Raw genomic sequence first — 16,058 nt, 5'->3', positions numbered from 1 at the left:
TTACTCCCCAAAATACTGTTCCCAGAAAAGCATCCGCCGGGCATCCGGCAGCTTTTGGGTCCGGATCTCCCGGTCGATGATCAGTGCGGAGGGTTTGCGGGCCCGGAATGCCTTCCATTTGGGTAGTCCCTTCCCGTTCGGATTACCCGTCCGGGCAAAGTTCACCCAGTAGGCCGACATGGCATCCGCGATCTCGTGATCAACCGCTTCCCACGGGCGGTCCAGGGTATGCAGATTATCGTAGGCATAAACGATCTCTCCGGAATGGAAAGCACCAAAGGCCGATTCGGCCGAATGGGCCGGCAGCGGCCGGTTGAAATTGTACAGGTAGATCTTAGAATCACCGTATTGCTCCTGGATCTTGGCCCAGGTGTAGGCCTGAATGGCGAAAGTCTCGTCGCGACTGAGATCAAACTGCGATTGTTCCGCAATAGCATCCGAGGCGGCCGGATACAGCGCCAGGAATTCATCGGCCCGGTCGCCGAACCGCTGATTAGCCATTTCCCGGAATTCAGTCGCCGGACGGCCTCTGGGTAGCAATCGGTCATCCTTGTTCCAGCCCACCAGTACGGGTACATCATTTTGCTGCCCCTGTCGGTAGATCTCCGCGTTACCGGCCGGCAGCACGTAACCGTCCAGGATCGGACCGGCGGGCCCGCCCGGTGCGTTCAGAATGGCTTCGGCCGGCTTGGCCCGCAGCTCGGCTAAAGACTGGCAGTTGAGTTTTTCCCGGGCAAAGGCCAGTCCCTGCTGCTCGGCATCTTCCAGGCTGGTGCTGGACCGCAAGGGACTGCTCACAAAACTCCCCCCACTCTGGGCAATAGCCCGGTGGAACAATCCCTTTGCCAAAGGCGTAGCGGTGAGATTACTCACGGCAAAAGCCCCGGCCGATTGGCCCGCGATCGTCACATTGTTGGGATCACCGCCGAAAGCAGCAATATTGCGCTGTACCCATTCCAGGGCAGCAACCATATCCAGTAAAGCATAATTGCCCGAGCTGTGGTGCGGAGATTCGGCCGTCAGTTCCGGATGCGCCAGAAATCCGAATACGCCAACCCGGTAGTTGATACTGACAAACACCACGCCTTTTTGGGCCATCGCTTCCCCGTCGTAGATCGGACAACCACTGCCCCCACTCCGAAAACCGCCTCCGTATATATACACCAGTACCGGCTGCCGTGCACTCGCGGCGGGCGCTCCCGTCCAAACATTCAGATAGAGGCAATCCTCATCGATGGGCGACTCCGGTATCAGGAATTCTTCCGACCAGAACATAAATGGCCGCGGCGCTCCCTGTACGGGACTGGGGCCAAATTCCCGACACTCCCGGGTGCCTTCCCAGGCCGCGGCGGGCTGCGGCGCCTTCCAGCGCAATTCCCCAACGGGTGGCGCAGCAAAAGGGATCCCCTTGAAAATGCGAATACTATTGTCCGCCGAGGTATACCCTTCAATCCGCCCCTTATCAGTCGTGATGATCTTTTCCTGCGACCAGGCGGTTACGGCAAGCAGGCAGCAACATAAGGCAAGTAAACTTCTCATATTAAAATTGGCTATCGTTTCTTTCCAAAACCGTTTATTGTAACAGACTGAGACAATAGTAATCTTTTTTACGCATTATTGCGAAGTGTTAACGTGGAAATGTGCTAAAGTGGAAATGTTGGTAATCGGACGACGGAAGTCTACAATCATGGTGACGTCCTTTCTGCTACTTTATAGATTATAGGTTTCGCTATCCATCAGGTGTGTCTAGCAATAGGTCTGAACCAAAACTCACTGAACCCCAACACTTCAACATTCCCACATTCACACATATTAAACGTTCACACGTTTCCACATTCACACCTATCAAACATTCACACGTTAAAAAAACTGACCATTACAATCCATCCGGACCATAATGATCAGTATCCACACTCATCTCTCATTCTTCATCTATCACATTTTCATCACCATTTAATCCAGTAAGAGCGTTATCGATTTATGATACGATTGCCGGTGCAGGTGGCGGTAGCCGTCGATCACCCGGTCCCAGGCGATCAGGCGGAAGGTATGGGCACAGCGGCGGGAAGTCGGATCTCCCGGGACGGTAGCCGCCCAGGGTGTAGCCGGCACGGTAGCTCCGAGCGGTCCGTCCCACTGGTGACTGGCCACCGGCGTATAACTATCCGAATCCACTCCGGCGGAGCGATTGTTGCCCCAGAGTGCCACCAGGGACCAGCTCTTCAGGTGCCCTTCCATGTCGCGGGCGGTGATATTGAACTGAAACTGATCCGATTCTTCGGTTACGATGCCGCAGGTTCCCACCGGTACGATGCCGTCCGTACTGTGGTGGTGCAGGATCTCATCGATGCTTACCACCGGCCAGCTGTTATCGATCATTACCGCCAGATTGTGACTTGCCAGCGGGCTGCCGCTCGCCGCACTGCTCGCGTAGAGTTCCAGCGTAATGGTATGCAGGCCGTTGGTAAATACCGTGGTATTCAGATCATAACCGTGAAAGGGGGTATACCACAATTCGGTATTCGGTCGGGTGCGGAAAAAGCCGGCGCCCACCGGGTTTCGGGTTTCGGAGACAAACCGGCCGAGGCTCGACCGCCAGACCAGCGTACTGAACGGCGCTTCCTGCACGACACCATCCACCAGGATCTTGTAAAAAGGAGCGCCGCTGGTATACATCTTATCGTGATTGATCATGAGGGGCAGACTGCCGCCGAAAGGTGCATCCTTAACCCGGAAATGATAATCGGTCAGACCGGTAGTATCGGCGTAGCCACCGCTGATTCGATCCGCCGGCACGAAACCGATCCCCATAAATACCGGTCCGGCGGGCAGGAATACCGAACCCGACAGATCCAGGCTACTGATCTCATTATTGCAGCAGACCGTCAGACGGAAAGGATTAACCACGGCAACGCTGGAGGGGCGCAGCGGCAGGCCGGTAGCGATGGTCCGCAGTTCCGGAGTAGCGGTAGTGATGTCCACCATCTTTACGGTATTGGCCGGATCGCGTTCGGTAAACAGGATACCACTTTCACCGGCATCACTCCAGGTGAGGAAAAACGGATTGATCAATCCGGAAACCACCGTAGTTTGGGTATTGGTAGCCAGATCGAGCCGAATGATACTGTTGCCGGCCTGTTCGGAAATATAGGCAAACTGCTGATCTCCGGTAACGAGCAGACCGATCGCCTCGTTCAGACCGGAGACCACGGTAGTCTGCGCCCCTCCCGTCAGGTCGATCCGCAACAGACGGCCGGAAGTGGCGTATTCCACCACGTAGGCGATACCGCTGTCTTCCAGCAGATCGATCTGGTGCGGGGCGGTCATCCCCGAACTGACCACGACGGCGTGGCTGCGGTCGGCATTGCCAAGATCTACCCGGAGTAGATTACCGCTGCGTTCGGTGACGTAGGCGTGTATACCGTCGCTGCTCAGTACGATATCTTCCGGTTGGTTGTAGCCCGTTCCCAATACCTGGTAGGGGTTGCTGAGCCGGTAGGTACGAAAGCGGAACTGGAGATCGTAGCCGTAGCTGATCACCTGTACTTTGGCGTAGTTCCCTTCGGAGGTCCGCACCGCAAAAACGGCTCCGTTGGTCAATAGGTTGCTACTGTCGTCATTGGCGCTGATGGGATCGGAAGTGTAGTAGTAGGCCGCGAGGTCTGCGAAGGAAATACCGTTAAAATTGACGTTGCCCAGATAGGCAAATTGGGCCCCGTTGCGGACCGTCATACTTCTTTCGGTGGCGGTGTGCTGTTGCCAGAACACATCCCACTCACCCGGTGGGGATCCCGCACTATTTTGGGTACCGTTATCAAAATTGAAACTGAAAGTCCCCTGAAGGGTAGCGGAATTGCTGGAAGCAATAGTGGTTGCGTTCTGGGGCAATAGGTCCAGCCGGGAGATCTTTCCGTCAAATTCAACGAAATAGAGTCTCTGCTGAAAGGTGTCGATCGCGCTGCCGATAGCACCGCTGAGTCCACCCTGAAGTAATACGGGAGTGACCATAATTTTTTGGTTTTTTGAGGTAATTCTAATTGGGGGTTATGGTATTTGGTTTTTCTCTTTATCCGTCCAGTTTCGTACCCGTTACGGAGACCCGGAGAAGTTTTGGTGTGAAGAATGCCTGAAATGGTTAGCAGAAAAATGCTTTCGCTGGAATAAGCAGGAAAAATGTATCTTCCAGATCGAAATGATCGCTCTCATGGTGAAGCAAAAATCGTATCCTTTGGCAAAGTATATTATCCTTTTTCTGGCGCTGGCCTTCGGGTTCAGTTCCTGTGCTACCATTCTCAACGGTCGCAAGGAGCGGGTCGATATCATCACCCCGGTGCCCGCACGGGCCGTAGTGGGTCAGGATACCTTCCACTTTTCCGATTCCCGCATCCGACTCCGGGTGGACCGCAGTGAGCAGCCGCTGGTGGTGAAACTACTGGCCGGAGATTTTGCCAATGAATACCACGTTTTTTCGAGGAACTCTTTTGCCTACTGGCTGAACCTCTACGCCAACTACGGACTCGGCATGATCGTGGATTTTAACAGTCCCCGGCGTTACTCCTACCCCCGGCGTGTTTACCTCAACCCCCTGGATGGCCGCAGCAATTATACCCTCTGGCAGCCGCCGCTGCACGACCAGGAATTTACCTTCCGCATCGAAATACCCTACATCAACCTTTTTCACCTCCGCCCGGATTTTGAACCCAATATCAGGGCCAGCGGCGGATTCTGGGGCCTGGCGATCGGGCTGGATTATTACCACCAGCCGCAGCAGTTCCTGTCGTTAAACCTGGGGGCCCAGACAAATTTTATCGTCCCGGTGCCCGCCGTCGTGGATATTCAGCAGGAATACGAAGTGATGCGCTCCGAAAGCGTCAGTTTTACCAATAATCACTGGTTGGGGCGCTTTACCGTGGGCTATGGGCTTAGTTTCTCCAATTATACCTGGGAGTTTCGCTCCCCGGCCTTCGGCAGTCCCATTCCCCCTACCCGGCGTCCGGCGGAACGGGCCACCCTGGCGATCGGGCTGGAAATGCCGGTCCATTTTTACACCGGTGACCATTTTTACTTTAAATTCCTCTACCGTCCCAGTTTCTGGCGGTTTTCCCGGATCCGACCCGTTGGTTACGAGCATCTGGTGAGCCTCGGTTTCGGTTGGGATATTTTTTTCCGATGATGCTCGTTCGGTTGCCAATCCGAAGGATCGACTAAAAAGCAACTTCCGGTTGTTACCGTACCCGAATTGCGAAATAATCTGATTACAAATAGGTTCTTAATAAAGGGGGCTGTTCTTTGCCATCAATAGCTCCCATAGTACCCTAATTTTACATTATGAAGATTGAACACCTGGCCATCTGGGTAGCGGACCTGGAAGCTACCCGCCGGTTTTACGAAACTTATTTCGGGGCACAGTCCAACGACCGTTACCATAATCCCCGCAAGCAATTCAGTTCTTATTTTTTGTCCTTTACCGACGGGTGCCGCCTGGAACTCATGCACCGCCCGGATATTCAGGCCCTAAGCGACAAGGCCGGGCAGGAATACCGCGGTATCATCCACTTTGCCGTATCGGTCGGCAGTGAAGCTAAGGTCGATGCGCTCACCGAACGCCTCCGGGCGGACGGATACACGGTGATCGGAGAGCCCCGGCGCACCGGTGACGGTTATTACGAGAGCGTGGTACTGGACCCGGAGAGCAATCGGATTGAAATTACTGTGTAAAAAATAAAACGCGGACGTTTTTCGAGGGATAAAGTAATGCAGCGTACCCTTTCCATTTGGGCTGCAGCAATTGAAAGACGTTTCGACCGTTAAACCCCCAGTGGCTATTCCAAGATGTGAATAAAAAAGGGTTATATCCGCCGAATAGCTCACTGGGGTTTATTGTGATTATCGTATTATTGGCGAAAATTTCATCGGTATGGACCCACTGAAAATTGCCGTTGCCCAGTTCCAGCCCCGGGATGGCGACAAAGCTTATAACTTCTCCGTGATGGAAGATCTCATCCAAAAAGCCCAAACGCAGGGCGCGGAGGTCATCAGTTTCCACGAAATGTGCATTACAGCTTACACCTTTACCAAAGACCTCAGCCGGGAAGCTATGCTCGACCTGGCCGAAGGTGTTCCGGACGGTCCGAGTGTGCAGCGGCTGATCCAGTTGTCCCGTAAATACAGTATGCCCATACTGGCCGGACTGGTTGAAAAAGAGGACGACCGGATCTACAACACCTACGTTTGCGTGGACGAAAATGGTCTGGTGGCGCGGTACCGGAAGATCCATCCTTTTATCAGTCAGTACATGTCGGCGGGCAATGAATACGTGGTATTCGACCTGAAAGGCTGGAAATGCGGGATCCTGATCTGTTACGATAATAATGTGATTGAAAACGTTCGGGCCACCGCGCTGTCCGGAGCGGAGATCATCTTTGCGCCCCACGTGACGGGTTGTACCCCTTCCGCCATGCCGGGTCGTGGTTATGTGGACGATGCCCTCTGGCAAAACCGGGAAGTAGATCCGGTGAGTCTGCGGATGGAATTCGACGGCCCCAAAGGTCGGGGCTGGATCCTGCGCTGGCTGCCCGCCCGGGCTTATGACAATGGCGTTTACTACGTATTCACCAACCCGATCGGCTACGACGGGGAGCATCTCAAGAACGGTAATTCCCTGATCCTCGATCCCTACGGAGAAGTGCTGACGGAAGTGCGGTCTTTTGGGGACGACATAGCCATTGCTGCTCTCACGCGCGACAAACTTACCCTGGCCGGTGGCCATCGCTACCGGAAAGCGCGCCGTCCGGAACTGTACCGGGATATTTTAGGGCAGGAGCACCGCTCGGAGACGAAACCGGTGTGGATGAAAAAGGACTGATTCCCGTCAGGGTATGATCCCGGCCGGATCAATCGGTCTGAAAGCCCAGGTCTCGAATGGCGGGTTCGTCACTTTGGTCTATGCGTACGTAGATCTTATTGCCCGTGGTACAGGAGCAGGCCTCGCAATCCTGACTCAGCGCCGCTGCAAATTCTATCCAGGTATCGTATACATCGATCCCCTCTTTGTCCAGGAACTGAATGACCAGGGGCTCTAATTCATTCTGGTTGAGGTCTGGATCTTTACTCCAGGGGTCGGCACACTTGGTCTGAGCCCAGAAAAATGTACTTTGGTCTTCATCTTCAAGACAACCGTTACTGCCAATCAGGATCAGCAGGGCACCAAATACCAAAATTATTTTTTTCATAACAATAGTTCTCATTTTGCAAATTGGGACTGGGGTTGCACTAAAATAGACGGTTTTTGCGGGTCAAAGGGTTGGCCCGAAGCGGCGGTTGCGATCCTTGGACTAAAAAACAGGACTCCGCTAAACTTATCCGCCGTTCACCGTGTAATGACAAGATAAGCACTCGATCTTTCGGCTAACCGGCCGGTGTAGCTTTAATTCCCTAAAATCCAAAAAATGCCCCATACTATTCAACTTGACCGTTATCTCGAACGCATCGGTTTCACCGGAACCGCCCGCGCCGACCTGGCTACCCTGCGGACCATTCAGCAGCTCCACCCGACAGCGATCCCCTTTGAAAACCTAAATCCATTCACCGGCGCTCCCGTCAAACTGGACCTGGGATCTGTCGAGCAAAAACTCGTGCAACAGGGCCGGGGAGGTTATTGCTTCGAACAGAATAAACTGCTCAAGGCCGCCCTCGAACAGATCGGCTTTCGGGTTACCGGCCTGGCGGCACGGGTGATCTTCAACCTGGCGGTGGACGCCGTTAGTCCCTACAGCCACATGCTGCTGCTGATCGACCTGGACGGCCAGCAATACCTGGCGGATTCGGGATTCGGCGGCATGTCCCCTACCGGCCCCCTCCTTTTACAGCCGGACCTGGAGCAAAGCACGCCCCATGAATCCTATCGCCTACTTCGGCAGGACCATTACTACCGGCTCGAAAGCAAGGTGAAAGAGGAATGGAAACACCTATACAAATTCCCCGTCGAAGCGCATTTTGAGCAGGATTACGAAGTGATGAACTGGTATACTTCCTGTCATCCCGCTTCTCACTTTACTAATACCCTGATCGCGGCCCGGGCTTTCCCGGGAGGGCGCTATGCGCTGCGCAATACGGCCTTATCCACCCACCGTCTCGGACATGCTTCCGAACAGCAGGAACTTTCAGACACAAAAGAGGTGATGGATACCCTCCGGGAAGTATTTAAACTCAACATTTCCGGAATAGCGGGACTGGAAAAGCAAATTGAGCAGCTATTTCAGAAATGAATGTAATTTTTTCCGAAAGAAATGTATCTTTCGCGAATGGACGCACTAGTTAATTCTTCATACTGGCCATTCGCCGTATTATTATTTGGGATCATCGCTGTAGTAGTGATGATTTCTAAGTTTAGGATACACCCTTTTATCGCCCTGATGCTATCGGCCATCGCCGTAGGGTTGATATCCGCTAATGTCCCCGGTGCCGAAACGATACCCCACCTGGTGCGGGCCGTAGAGCAGCCCATGGTGGAATTTGGCAACGTGGCCGGTAAGATCGCCTGGGTGATCGCCCTGGCCGCACTGATCGGTGCCGCCATGATGGAAAGTGGCGCGGCCCAGCGTATTGTCAGTTGGCTCATCGGAGCTATGGGAGAAAGTCGGGCGGCCCTGGCTCTGCTCATGAGTGGTTTTCTGCTCTCCATTCCGGTGTTTTTCGATACCGTTTTCTTTTTGCTGATCCCGCTCGCCATCACCCTGGCGCTGAAAACCAAGAAGAACTATATTCTGTACGTCCTGGCCATCGGTGGCGGTGCCGCTATTACCCACAGTATCGTACCGCCTACTCCCGGGCCGCTGATCATGGCCGAGACCCTACAGATCGATCTCGGTTTGACCATCCTGGCCGGTCTGGCGGCGGGTATCCTGCCGGCAATCGCGGCGCTCACCGTGAGCCGCCGGATGAACGCCCAACTGGACATTCCTGTACGGGTTGGTCTGACGGAGACGGAAACGGAGCCGGTACAACCGGGACTGATCGCAGCCTTGCTGCCCGTGCTCATTCCCATTATCCTGATCAGTATCGCTTCCATTACCGACGTCATGACGGGCAACCGTACTCCGGCTATTATCGCTTTCTGGGGGAACAAGAACGTCGCCATGGCGGTGGGTACCGTGATCGCACTCTGGCTATGGGCCAAAAATAAGAACCTCAGCGCCAAACAACTCTGGGAGGCTTGCGCCAAACCGCTGGAGATCGCCGGTATCATTATCCTGATCACCAGTGCCGGGGGCGCTTTTGGAGCTATGATCAAGCACAGCGGCATCGGTAATGCGATCGAACTGGCCACCCAGAATTTCCACATTCACTATATCATCCTGGCCTGGTTGATCTCAGCGGCCATGAAAACCGCCCAGGGTTCGAGTACGGTGGCGATGATCACGACTTCGAGCATCATGTTCGCCCTGATCGGCACGGGTGCCGAGCTGCCTTACCATCCCATGTATATCCTGTTGGCGATCGGCTTCGGGGGGCTGTTCTTGTCCTGGATGAACGACAGTGGTTTCTGGGTAGTGGCCCGGATGAGTGGATTCACCGAGCAGGAAGCCCTGAAAACCTGGACGGTGCTGCTGGCGGTGATTGCCCTGACCGGTCTGGCGCAACTCGTGCTTTTATCGTATATTTTACCTTTTAAATAGTATAGCGCCGGCTTCCGGTCGGCGTACTTTTGCTTGGTTCAACTCCGAAGTTTACGAAAATCTAAATCCGGCCACAGATCGGATTTACTGACGAAAAACCATACATAAAATCAATTCGGCCGGAGGTCGGATTTACATACGAAAAACCATGCGGATCATCATATTTGGTGGTGCCGGATTTTTAGGAAAAAAACTAGCCCTTCGACTCCTAAAGGTCGGCGCATTAGCTATTAAGGGGAATACCCCCCAACCCATCTCCCAGATCATTCTTTTTGACCGGGAACTGGCTAACGGCCTTCCCGACGATCCCCGGCTGAAAATACTGGCCGGTGATATTACTGATACACAGGCCATCGAGGCTTTACTGGCCGAACCGCCCGACGTGATCTTCCACCTGGCGGCCATTGTCAGCGGGGAGGCGGAAAAGAACTTCGAACTGGGTATGGACGTCAATCTGCACGCCAGTCTGCACATGCTGGAACTCTGTCGCAAAATGGAGGGGACGCCGGTATTTGTGTTTGCGAGCAGCTGCGCCATTTTCGGCGGTGAACTAACCGAAACGATCCGCGACGATACCGCCCCAACGCCGCAGAGTTCTTACGGGACCCAGAAGGCGATCGTTGATCTGTTGGTCAATGATTACAGCCGCCGGGGATTCATTGACGGACGGGCCCTGCGACTGCCGACCATTGTGGTGCGGCCGGGCAAACCCAATGCAGCCACCTCTTCCTTTGCCAGCTCGATCATTCGTGAACCGCTCCAGGGAGAGCGGGCTTCCTGCCCGGTGGGGCCGGACACGAAGGTCTGGCTGCTTTCGCCGAAAAGAGTGGCGGAAAATTTCGTACACGCGGCGGAAATCCCCGCCGCTGAACTGGGCCGCAATCGCTCCGTCAATCTACCGGGCATCACCGTTACGGTGGACGAAATGGTGTCAGATCTCCAGTCTGTCGCCGGTGCGGAAAAAGCCGAACTCATCGACTGGGAACCCGATGCTTTTATTCAGAGCATTGTGCTGACCTGGCCACCCCAATTTGTAACCGAGCGGGCCCTCCAGCTGGGTTTTCAGCGGGACGCCTCTTTCCGGGAAGTTATTGAAGCCTTTATTGAAGATGAACTGTCATGACTAAAAAAGTAGCAATCGTTACCGGAGCGGGTTCGGGGATCGGAAAAAGCGTCACGCTGGCGCTGCTTCAGGCCGGATATGCCGTCGCGCTGGCCGGCCGTCGCCGGGCCGTTCTCGAACAAACCATCGCCGAGGCGAAAGCCGGGCCGGAAAACGCCCTGGCGGTAGAGACCGATATCACCCAGCCGGATGAGGTCCGGGAATTGTTCCAGCAGACCAAAGATACTTTCGGCCGGCTCGACCTGCTGTTCAATAATGCCGGGATCAATATTCCGGCCGTACCACTGGAAACGGTCACTTTTGAACAACTCACCTCCGTGTTGGACACCAATATCCTCGGTGCTTTCCTCTGTACGCAGGAAGCGATCAAGCTGATGAAAAACCAGGACCCCATGGGCGGGCGGATCATCAATAACGGGTCGATCTCGGCAACTACGCCCCGTCCGCATTCCGCGCCCTATACGGCCAGCAAACACGCCATGACGGGCCTGACCAAATCAACCGCTCTGGACGGAAGAAAATACCGCATTGCCTGCGGCCAGATCGATATCGGTAACGCTTCCACCGAAATGACGGGTAAAATGGGCACGGGTGTACTCCAGCCTAACGGCGAATCAGCCCCCGAACCGACCATGAATGTCGACCGGGTAGCGGAAGCCGTGCTGTACATGGCCGGACTTCCCCTGGAGGCCAATGTGCTGTTCATTACGGTCATGGCCACCAATATGCCTTTTGTCGGTCGCGGTTAGCGCCCATTCGTACTGACTAAATATCCTCCAATATGCGAAGCATTAGACAACTTGCGATCTATTCCCTTATCTGTGCCATTTTCCTGCTGGCCGGCTGTGGGTCAGAACCTTCTCCGCCGCTCAACCCGGATGAAGCGCTGGCTAGTTTTGAGCTGGCCCCGGGTCTGAAAGCCGAACTGGTAGCGGCCGAGCCGCTGGTGCAGGACCCCGTTACGATCACCTTTGACGAGGCCGGCCGCCTGTGGGTGGTGGAAATGCTCGGCTTTATGCCGGATATTGACGGTACCGGCGAGGAAGATCCCGTAGGACGGATCTCCGTGCTAATGGATACCGATGCGGACGGCCGGATGGACAGCAGTGTGGTCTTCCTGGATAGCCTGGTTTTGCCGCGCGCCATAGCCGTAGTGGAGGGTGGAGCCCTCGTTGCCGAAAATGTTCCCCTGTGGTTCATCGAAGATACGGACGGCGACCTCCGGGCCGATACCAAAACGCTGATCGATCCCGAATACGGCGGCCGCGGCCTGCCCGAGCATTCGGCCAACGGACTCTGGCGGGGAATGGACAACTGGTATTACAACGCCAAAAGCAAATACCGCTACCGCCGCATAGATGGCGAGTGGGTACGGGACGAAACGGAATTCCGTGGCCAGTGGGGCATCTGTCACGACAATGCTGGGCGGCTGCACTACAATTACAACTGGTCGCAACTACACGGTGATCTCGTTCCACCCAATTACCTGAGCCGGAACGATCACCACTCTCCTACCAGCGGGATCGATCACGGTCTCACGCTTGACCGGCGCATCTACCCCATTCGTTCCAATACGGCCGTCAATCGCGGCTACGTGCCAGGCACCCTGGACGAAGAAGAAAAACTGATCGAATTCGCCTCCGCCTGCGCCCCCTTTATCTACCGGGGAAATGCCCTGTCCGAAGAATTTCAGGGTAATGCTTTTGTTTGCGAACCCACCGGTAACCTGATCAAAAGAAATACCGTGCACGAAAATGGCTTTATGCTGAGCGCAGCGGCGGCTTACCAGGATTTTGAGGTACTCGCTTCTACCGATGAACGCTTTCGCCCTATTTCCCTGGCGTCCGGACCGGACGGCGCGCTTTATGTGGTCGACATGTATCGCGGCATTATTCAGCACGGGCCTTATATGACACCCTACCTCCGGGAAGTGACGCTCTCCCGCAAGCTGGATAAACCGATCAACATGGGCCGCATCTGGCGGATCGTACCGGAAGAAGGCAGTATCCCCGAAGCTACCAGTCTGGCCGGTGCTTCCACCGAAACCTTAATAAATACGCTTTCCCACCCAAATGGCTGGCACCGGGATATGGCCCAACGCCTGCTGGTAGAAAGCAAAGACCAAAATATACTCCCGGCCCTGAAGGACGTAGTTACATCCGGAGCGAATGCCTTGGGACGCCTCCACGCGCTCTGGACACTTTCCGGACTGGAAAATAAGAACGCCGAAATTTATTTTACGGCCCTGACGGACCAGGACCCACAGGTACAGGCAGCGGCGATCCGCTTGCTGGAAGACTTGTCGGAACAACAAGCCGACATCATGCCCCGACTAAGTGCTACCTTAATTCCCGAATGGCAATCGGCCCCGGCGGTGGTCCAATTGCAAACGGCACTGACCGCAGCCCATTTCACACCGGAACAGGCCATCCCGCTCCTGAAAGATATGGCTCTGGCCAAAAGTAGTTCTCCGGTCATGCGGGACGCCATACTCAGTAGTTTAGCCGACCGGGAATACGAGTTGCTGCGGGCCCTGCTGCCAGATCTAAGCGAAGCTGATCCCAACCAGGCCATCTTCCTGGAAGCCCTGGCTACTGCGATCGCCAATAAGGGAGATGCGCAGGAACTGGCCGCCATGCTGGCCCTGCTTCCTCAAAAAGAGGACTCCGCCCTCGGCTGGCGGGAATCGGCTATGTTGGCCGGTCTGGCGAATTACAGTATCGATGACTCTATAAAAATTGCCCTCCCGCAGAAACCGGCTATTTACGCCGCTGCGGAACAGTACGATAAGGTGGTACAATCCCGCCTGAGTACCTTGGCCCAACTCGTCGACTGGCCGGGTAAACCGGCCGTTGCCCAGGATGAGGCCAATACACAGCCGCTGGCGGAAGTGGATCGCAAACAATTCGCCCTCGGACGGCAGCAATTCTTAAATGTCTGCTCGGGCTGCCACGGACCGGACGGTGGCGGCATCCGCCGTTTTGCGCCGCCCCTCCGCGAGTCGGAATGGGTGCTGGGTGATGAAAAACGCCTAAGCCTGATCCTGCTGCACGGCATGGAAGGGCCGGTAGAAGTAAACGGTAAAGCCTACGATGCTCCCGAGATCCTACCGGTCATGCCTTCATTTTCCACCATGGATAATGTGGACCTGGCGGCTATTATGACTTATATTCGCAGGGAATGGGGCCACACCGCCGATCCGGTCACTGCGGGCACCGTGGGGGGGATCCGCTACCGGTCTCAGGGGAAGGTTACGCCCTGGAAAGCGGAGGAGTTGCTGGGGGTTTCGGTGGATGATGTGATTGATTGATTGATGGTGGATGGTTGACGGTTGACGGTCGACGGTTGACGGTCGACGGTTGATGGTGGATGGTCGATGGTGGACGGTGGATGGTTTTTCGGACTGTATGTCTTAACTCCTTAAATGAAAATAAATAACTAAAATACAATACATGAGTACGCAAGCACTACCAGGCATTAAGCAATTTGAAATGACGGATCGGGTAGCCATCATAACGGGTGGTTCCAAAGGCCTGGGCTTAGCCATGGCGGCCGGATTGGCTTCCGCCGGCGCCAAAATAATGATCGTAAACCGGAATGCCGAAGAAGGAAAGCAGGCTGCCGAAGAGCTCGCCAAAACCTACAATACCGAAGCGATTGCCTTCGGCGCGGATGTAACTAATCCCGAGCAGGTAGATGCCATGGCTAAAAAGGCTATGGATACTTTCGGACGGATCGATGTGCTGATCAACAATGCCGGGATCAATATTCGGGGATCCATCGATGAGCTGACCTACGAGGAGTTTCAGAAAGTGATGGAGGTTAATGTCAACGGGCTGTGGCTGACATCCAAAGCCGTAGTACCCCACATGAAAAAAGCGGGCTGGGGTCGGATCATCAATCTGGCGAGTACCCTGGGCCTGGTCGGACTGGCCAACCGGACGCCTTACACTTCCAGTAAAGGAGCCGTGGTTCAGATGACGCGGGCACTTGGGCTGGAACTGGCCCCCTTCAATATCTGTGTGAATGCCATTTGCCCCGGTCCCTTTCTGACCGAGATGAACCTGCCCATTGCGGATTCGGAAGAAGCTAAGAAATTTATCGTCGGCGCTACCGCCATGGCTCGTTGGGGTGAGTTGAAGGAGATCCAGGGCGTAGCCATCTTTCTGGCCAGCGATGCCTCCAGCTATGTGACGGGCTCCATGCTCACGGTAGACGGTGGCTGGACGGCAAAGTAGGGAACGCGGGATGATAGCGTTTAGACGAGTTTACCGGAATTGAGAACGAAAAACCTTACCACAATTATGAAAACAACAATCTGCAAAAATGGACGGTGGTCCGTCCTGGCCTTTGGGTTACTGGCTTTTCTGCCGCTCTGCACCTTCGCCCAGGAAATGACTAAGAGTAAGATCGTGGCCAAAGGCGCCGAATTACAACTGCTGGCTGCCGATTATAAATTTACGGAAGGCCCGGCGGTAGATGAAATGGGTAATGTCTACTTTACCGACCAGCCCAACGATCGCATCCTGAAGTGGTCTACTGACGGCAATATCTCAACCTATATGCAACCGGCCGGCCGCGCCAACGGACTCTATTTTGACCATCAGGGAAATCTGCTGGCCGCCGCCGATGAGAAAAACGAACTTTGGCGCATCGCTCCCGACAAATCCGTCACGGTCCTGATCGATGATTTTGAAGGTAAGCGGCTGAACGGGCCGAACGACATTTGGGTAGATCCCAAAGGCGGTATTTACTTTACAGACCCATTCTACAAAAGGGACTACTGGTCACACAGCGAGAAAGAGATCGAGCAGGAACGGGTCTATTATCTGGCTCCGGACGGCCGCACCCTGAAAATCGTTGCGGATGACCTGGTGCAGCCCAACGGCATCATCGGTACCAAAAACGGGAAAAATCTCTACGTAGCGGATATCCGGGACCGGAAAACCTACCGCTACGATATTCAACCGGACGGTAGTCTGGCGAATAAAACCTTATTTGCGGAGATGGGCTCCGACGGCATGACGATCGACAAAAAAGGCAACGTTTACCTCACCGGACGGGGGGTTACGGTCTTTAATAAAAAAGGCGAACAGATCGAGCACATCAAAACGGATGACGGCTGGACCGCCAACGTTACCTTCGGTGGCAAAAAACAGAAGACGCTGTTTATCACGGCTACCAAATCGCTATACAGCCTGGATATGAAAATAAAAGGCGTACGCTAGATCAAACTGAGATCCGGATCGACTACCCGG

13 protein-coding genes are annotated in these 16,058 nt (G+C 54.6%); 10 read left to right on the top strand and 3 right to left on the bottom strand.

Going from position 1 to position 16,058, the window contains the following annotated elements:
* Together CRP01_RS18300 and CRP01_RS18295 are read right to left on the bottom strand one after the other, a co-directional pair.
* Complete coding sequence (locus CRP01_RS18300) at positions 1-1,539, bottom strand: carboxylesterase/lipase family protein (RefSeq protein ID WP_099151536.1); 1,539 nt, start codon at positions 1,537-1,539, stop codon at positions 1-3.
* Positions 1,540-1,953: 414 nt separating this feature from the next.
* Positions 1,954-4,008 carry a hypothetical protein gene (locus tag CRP01_RS18295; protein WP_099151535.1) on the bottom strand — a complete coding sequence of 685 codons (2,055 nt, stop codon included), beginning with the start codon at positions 4,006-4,008 and terminating at the stop codon, positions 1,954-1,956.
* Between the two features lie 220 nt (positions 4,009-4,228).
* On the opposite strand from CRP01_RS18295, the gene CRP01_RS18290 reads away from it, so the two are divergent.
* The 3 genes from CRP01_RS18290 (at position 4,229) to CRP01_RS18280 (ending at position 6,865) form a co-directional block, all read left to right on the top strand.
* A complete protein-coding gene (locus tag CRP01_RS18290; RefSeq protein ID WP_143473430.1) occupies positions 4,229-5,173 on the top strand; it encodes a hypothetical protein in 945 nt (314 codons plus the stop codon).
* Between the two features lie 155 nt (positions 5,174-5,328).
* Entirely contained in the window at positions 5,329-5,718 is a 390-nt protein-coding gene (locus tag CRP01_RS18285) for a VOC family protein (protein ID WP_099151533.1), read from the top strand.
* A gap of 199 nt (positions 5,719-5,917) precedes the next feature.
* Positions 5,918-6,865, top strand: coding sequence for a nitrilase family protein (locus CRP01_RS18280; protein ID WP_099151532.1), 948 nt, complete (start codon positions 5,918-5,920; stop codon positions 6,863-6,865).
* A gap of 28 nt (positions 6,866-6,893) precedes the next feature.
* Here the strand turns inward: CRP01_RS18280 and CRP01_RS18275 are convergent, their stop codons facing one another.
* Positions 6,894-7,232, bottom strand: coding sequence for a hypothetical protein (locus tag CRP01_RS18275; RefSeq protein ID WP_099151531.1), 339 nt, complete (start codon positions 7,230-7,232; stop codon positions 6,894-6,896).
* 216 nt (positions 7,233-7,448) lie between these two features.
* On the opposite strand from CRP01_RS18275, the gene CRP01_RS18270 reads away from it, so the two are divergent.
* From CRP01_RS18270 to CRP01_RS18240, 7 genes are all read left to right on the top strand, one after another.
* Entirely contained in the window at positions 7,449-8,267 is an 819-nt protein-coding gene (locus CRP01_RS18270) for an arylamine N-acetyltransferase family protein (RefSeq protein ID WP_099151530.1), read from the top strand.
* Positions 8,268-8,288: 21 nt separating this feature from the next.
* Positions 8,289-9,677 carry a GntP family permease gene (locus CRP01_RS18265; RefSeq protein WP_317048818.1) on the top strand — a complete coding sequence of 463 codons (1,389 nt, stop codon included), beginning with the start codon at positions 8,289-8,291 and terminating at the stop codon, positions 9,675-9,677.
* A 148-nt stretch (positions 9,678-9,825) separates the two neighbouring features.
* Complete coding sequence (gene denD, locus CRP01_RS18260; protein ID WP_099151528.1) at positions 9,826-10,800, top strand: D-erythronate dehydrogenase; 975 nt, start codon at positions 9,826-9,828, stop codon at positions 10,798-10,800.
* A complete protein-coding gene (locus CRP01_RS18255) occupies positions 10,797-11,549 on the top strand; it encodes an SDR family oxidoreductase (RefSeq protein WP_099151527.1) in 753 nt (250 codons plus the stop codon). The genes denD and CRP01_RS18255 overlap by 4 nt, the downstream gene beginning before the upstream one ends.
* 32 nt (positions 11,550-11,581) lie before the next feature.
* A complete protein-coding gene (locus tag CRP01_RS18250) occupies positions 11,582-14,110 on the top strand; it encodes a DUF7133 domain-containing protein (protein WP_099151526.1) in 2,529 nt (842 codons plus the stop codon).
* Between the two features lie 142 nt (positions 14,111-14,252).
* Complete coding sequence (locus CRP01_RS18245) at positions 14,253-15,038, top strand: SDR family NAD(P)-dependent oxidoreductase (protein WP_099151525.1); 786 nt, start codon at positions 14,253-14,255, stop codon at positions 15,036-15,038.
* Between the two features lie 66 nt (positions 15,039-15,104).
* Positions 15,105-16,028 carry an SMP-30/gluconolactonase/LRE family protein gene (locus tag CRP01_RS18240; RefSeq protein ID WP_099151524.1) on the top strand — a complete coding sequence of 308 codons (924 nt, stop codon included), beginning with the start codon at positions 15,105-15,107 and terminating at the stop codon, positions 16,026-16,028.
* Positions 16,029-16,058 lie beyond the last annotated feature (30 nt).

This window comes from Flavilitoribacter nigricans DSM 23189 = NBRC 102662 (genome assembly GCF_002646595.1).
In the GTDB taxonomy this organism is placed as follows: Bacteria; Bacteroidota; Bacteroidia; order Chitinophagales; family Saprospiraceae; genus Flavilitoribacter; species Flavilitoribacter nigricans.
Note: the sequence above shows the minus strand (reverse complement) of the source record. Positions and strands in the feature narration are given on the sequence as shown.

Excerpts from the sequence above, each read along its gene's own strand:
- CRP01_RS18300 (WP_099151536.1), bottom strand. The coding sequence starts at position 1,539 with ATGAGAAGTTTACTTGCCTTATGTTGCTGCCTGCTTGCCGTAACCGCC.
- CRP01_RS18295 (WP_099151535.1), bottom strand. The coding sequence starts at position 4,008 with ATGGTCACTCCCGTATTACTTCAGGGTGGACTCAGCGGTGCTATCGGC.
- CRP01_RS18285 (WP_099151533.1), top strand. The coding sequence starts at position 5,329 with ATGAAGATTGAACACCTGGCCATCTGGGTAGCGGACCTGGAAGCTACC.
- CRP01_RS18280 (WP_099151532.1), top strand. The coding sequence starts at position 5,918 with ATGGACCCACTGAAAATTGCCGTTGCCCAGTTCCAGCCCCGGGATGGC.
- CRP01_RS18275 (WP_099151531.1), bottom strand. The coding sequence starts at position 7,232 with ATGAAAAAAATAATTTTGGTATTTGGTGCCCTGCTGATCCTGATTGGC.
- CRP01_RS18270 (WP_099151530.1), top strand. The coding sequence starts at position 7,449 with ATGCCCCATACTATTCAACTTGACCGTTATCTCGAACGCATCGGTTTC.
- CRP01_RS18265 (WP_317048818.1), top strand. The coding sequence starts at position 8,289 with ATGTATCTTTCGCGAATGGACGCACTAGTTAATTCTTCATACTGGCCA.
- denD (WP_099151528.1), top strand. The coding sequence starts at position 9,826 with ATGCGGATCATCATATTTGGTGGTGCCGGATTTTTAGGAAAAAAACTA.
- CRP01_RS18255 (WP_099151527.1), top strand. The coding sequence starts at position 10,797 with ATGACTAAAAAAGTAGCAATCGTTACCGGAGCGGGTTCGGGGATCGGA.
- CRP01_RS18250 (WP_099151526.1), top strand. The coding sequence starts at position 11,582 with ATGCGAAGCATTAGACAACTTGCGATCTATTCCCTTATCTGTGCCATT.
- CRP01_RS18245 (WP_099151525.1), top strand. The coding sequence starts at position 14,253 with ATGAGTACGCAAGCACTACCAGGCATTAAGCAATTTGAAATGACGGAT.
- CRP01_RS18240 (WP_099151524.1), top strand. The coding sequence starts at position 15,105 with ATGAAAACAACAATCTGCAAAAATGGACGGTGGTCCGTCCTGGCCTTT.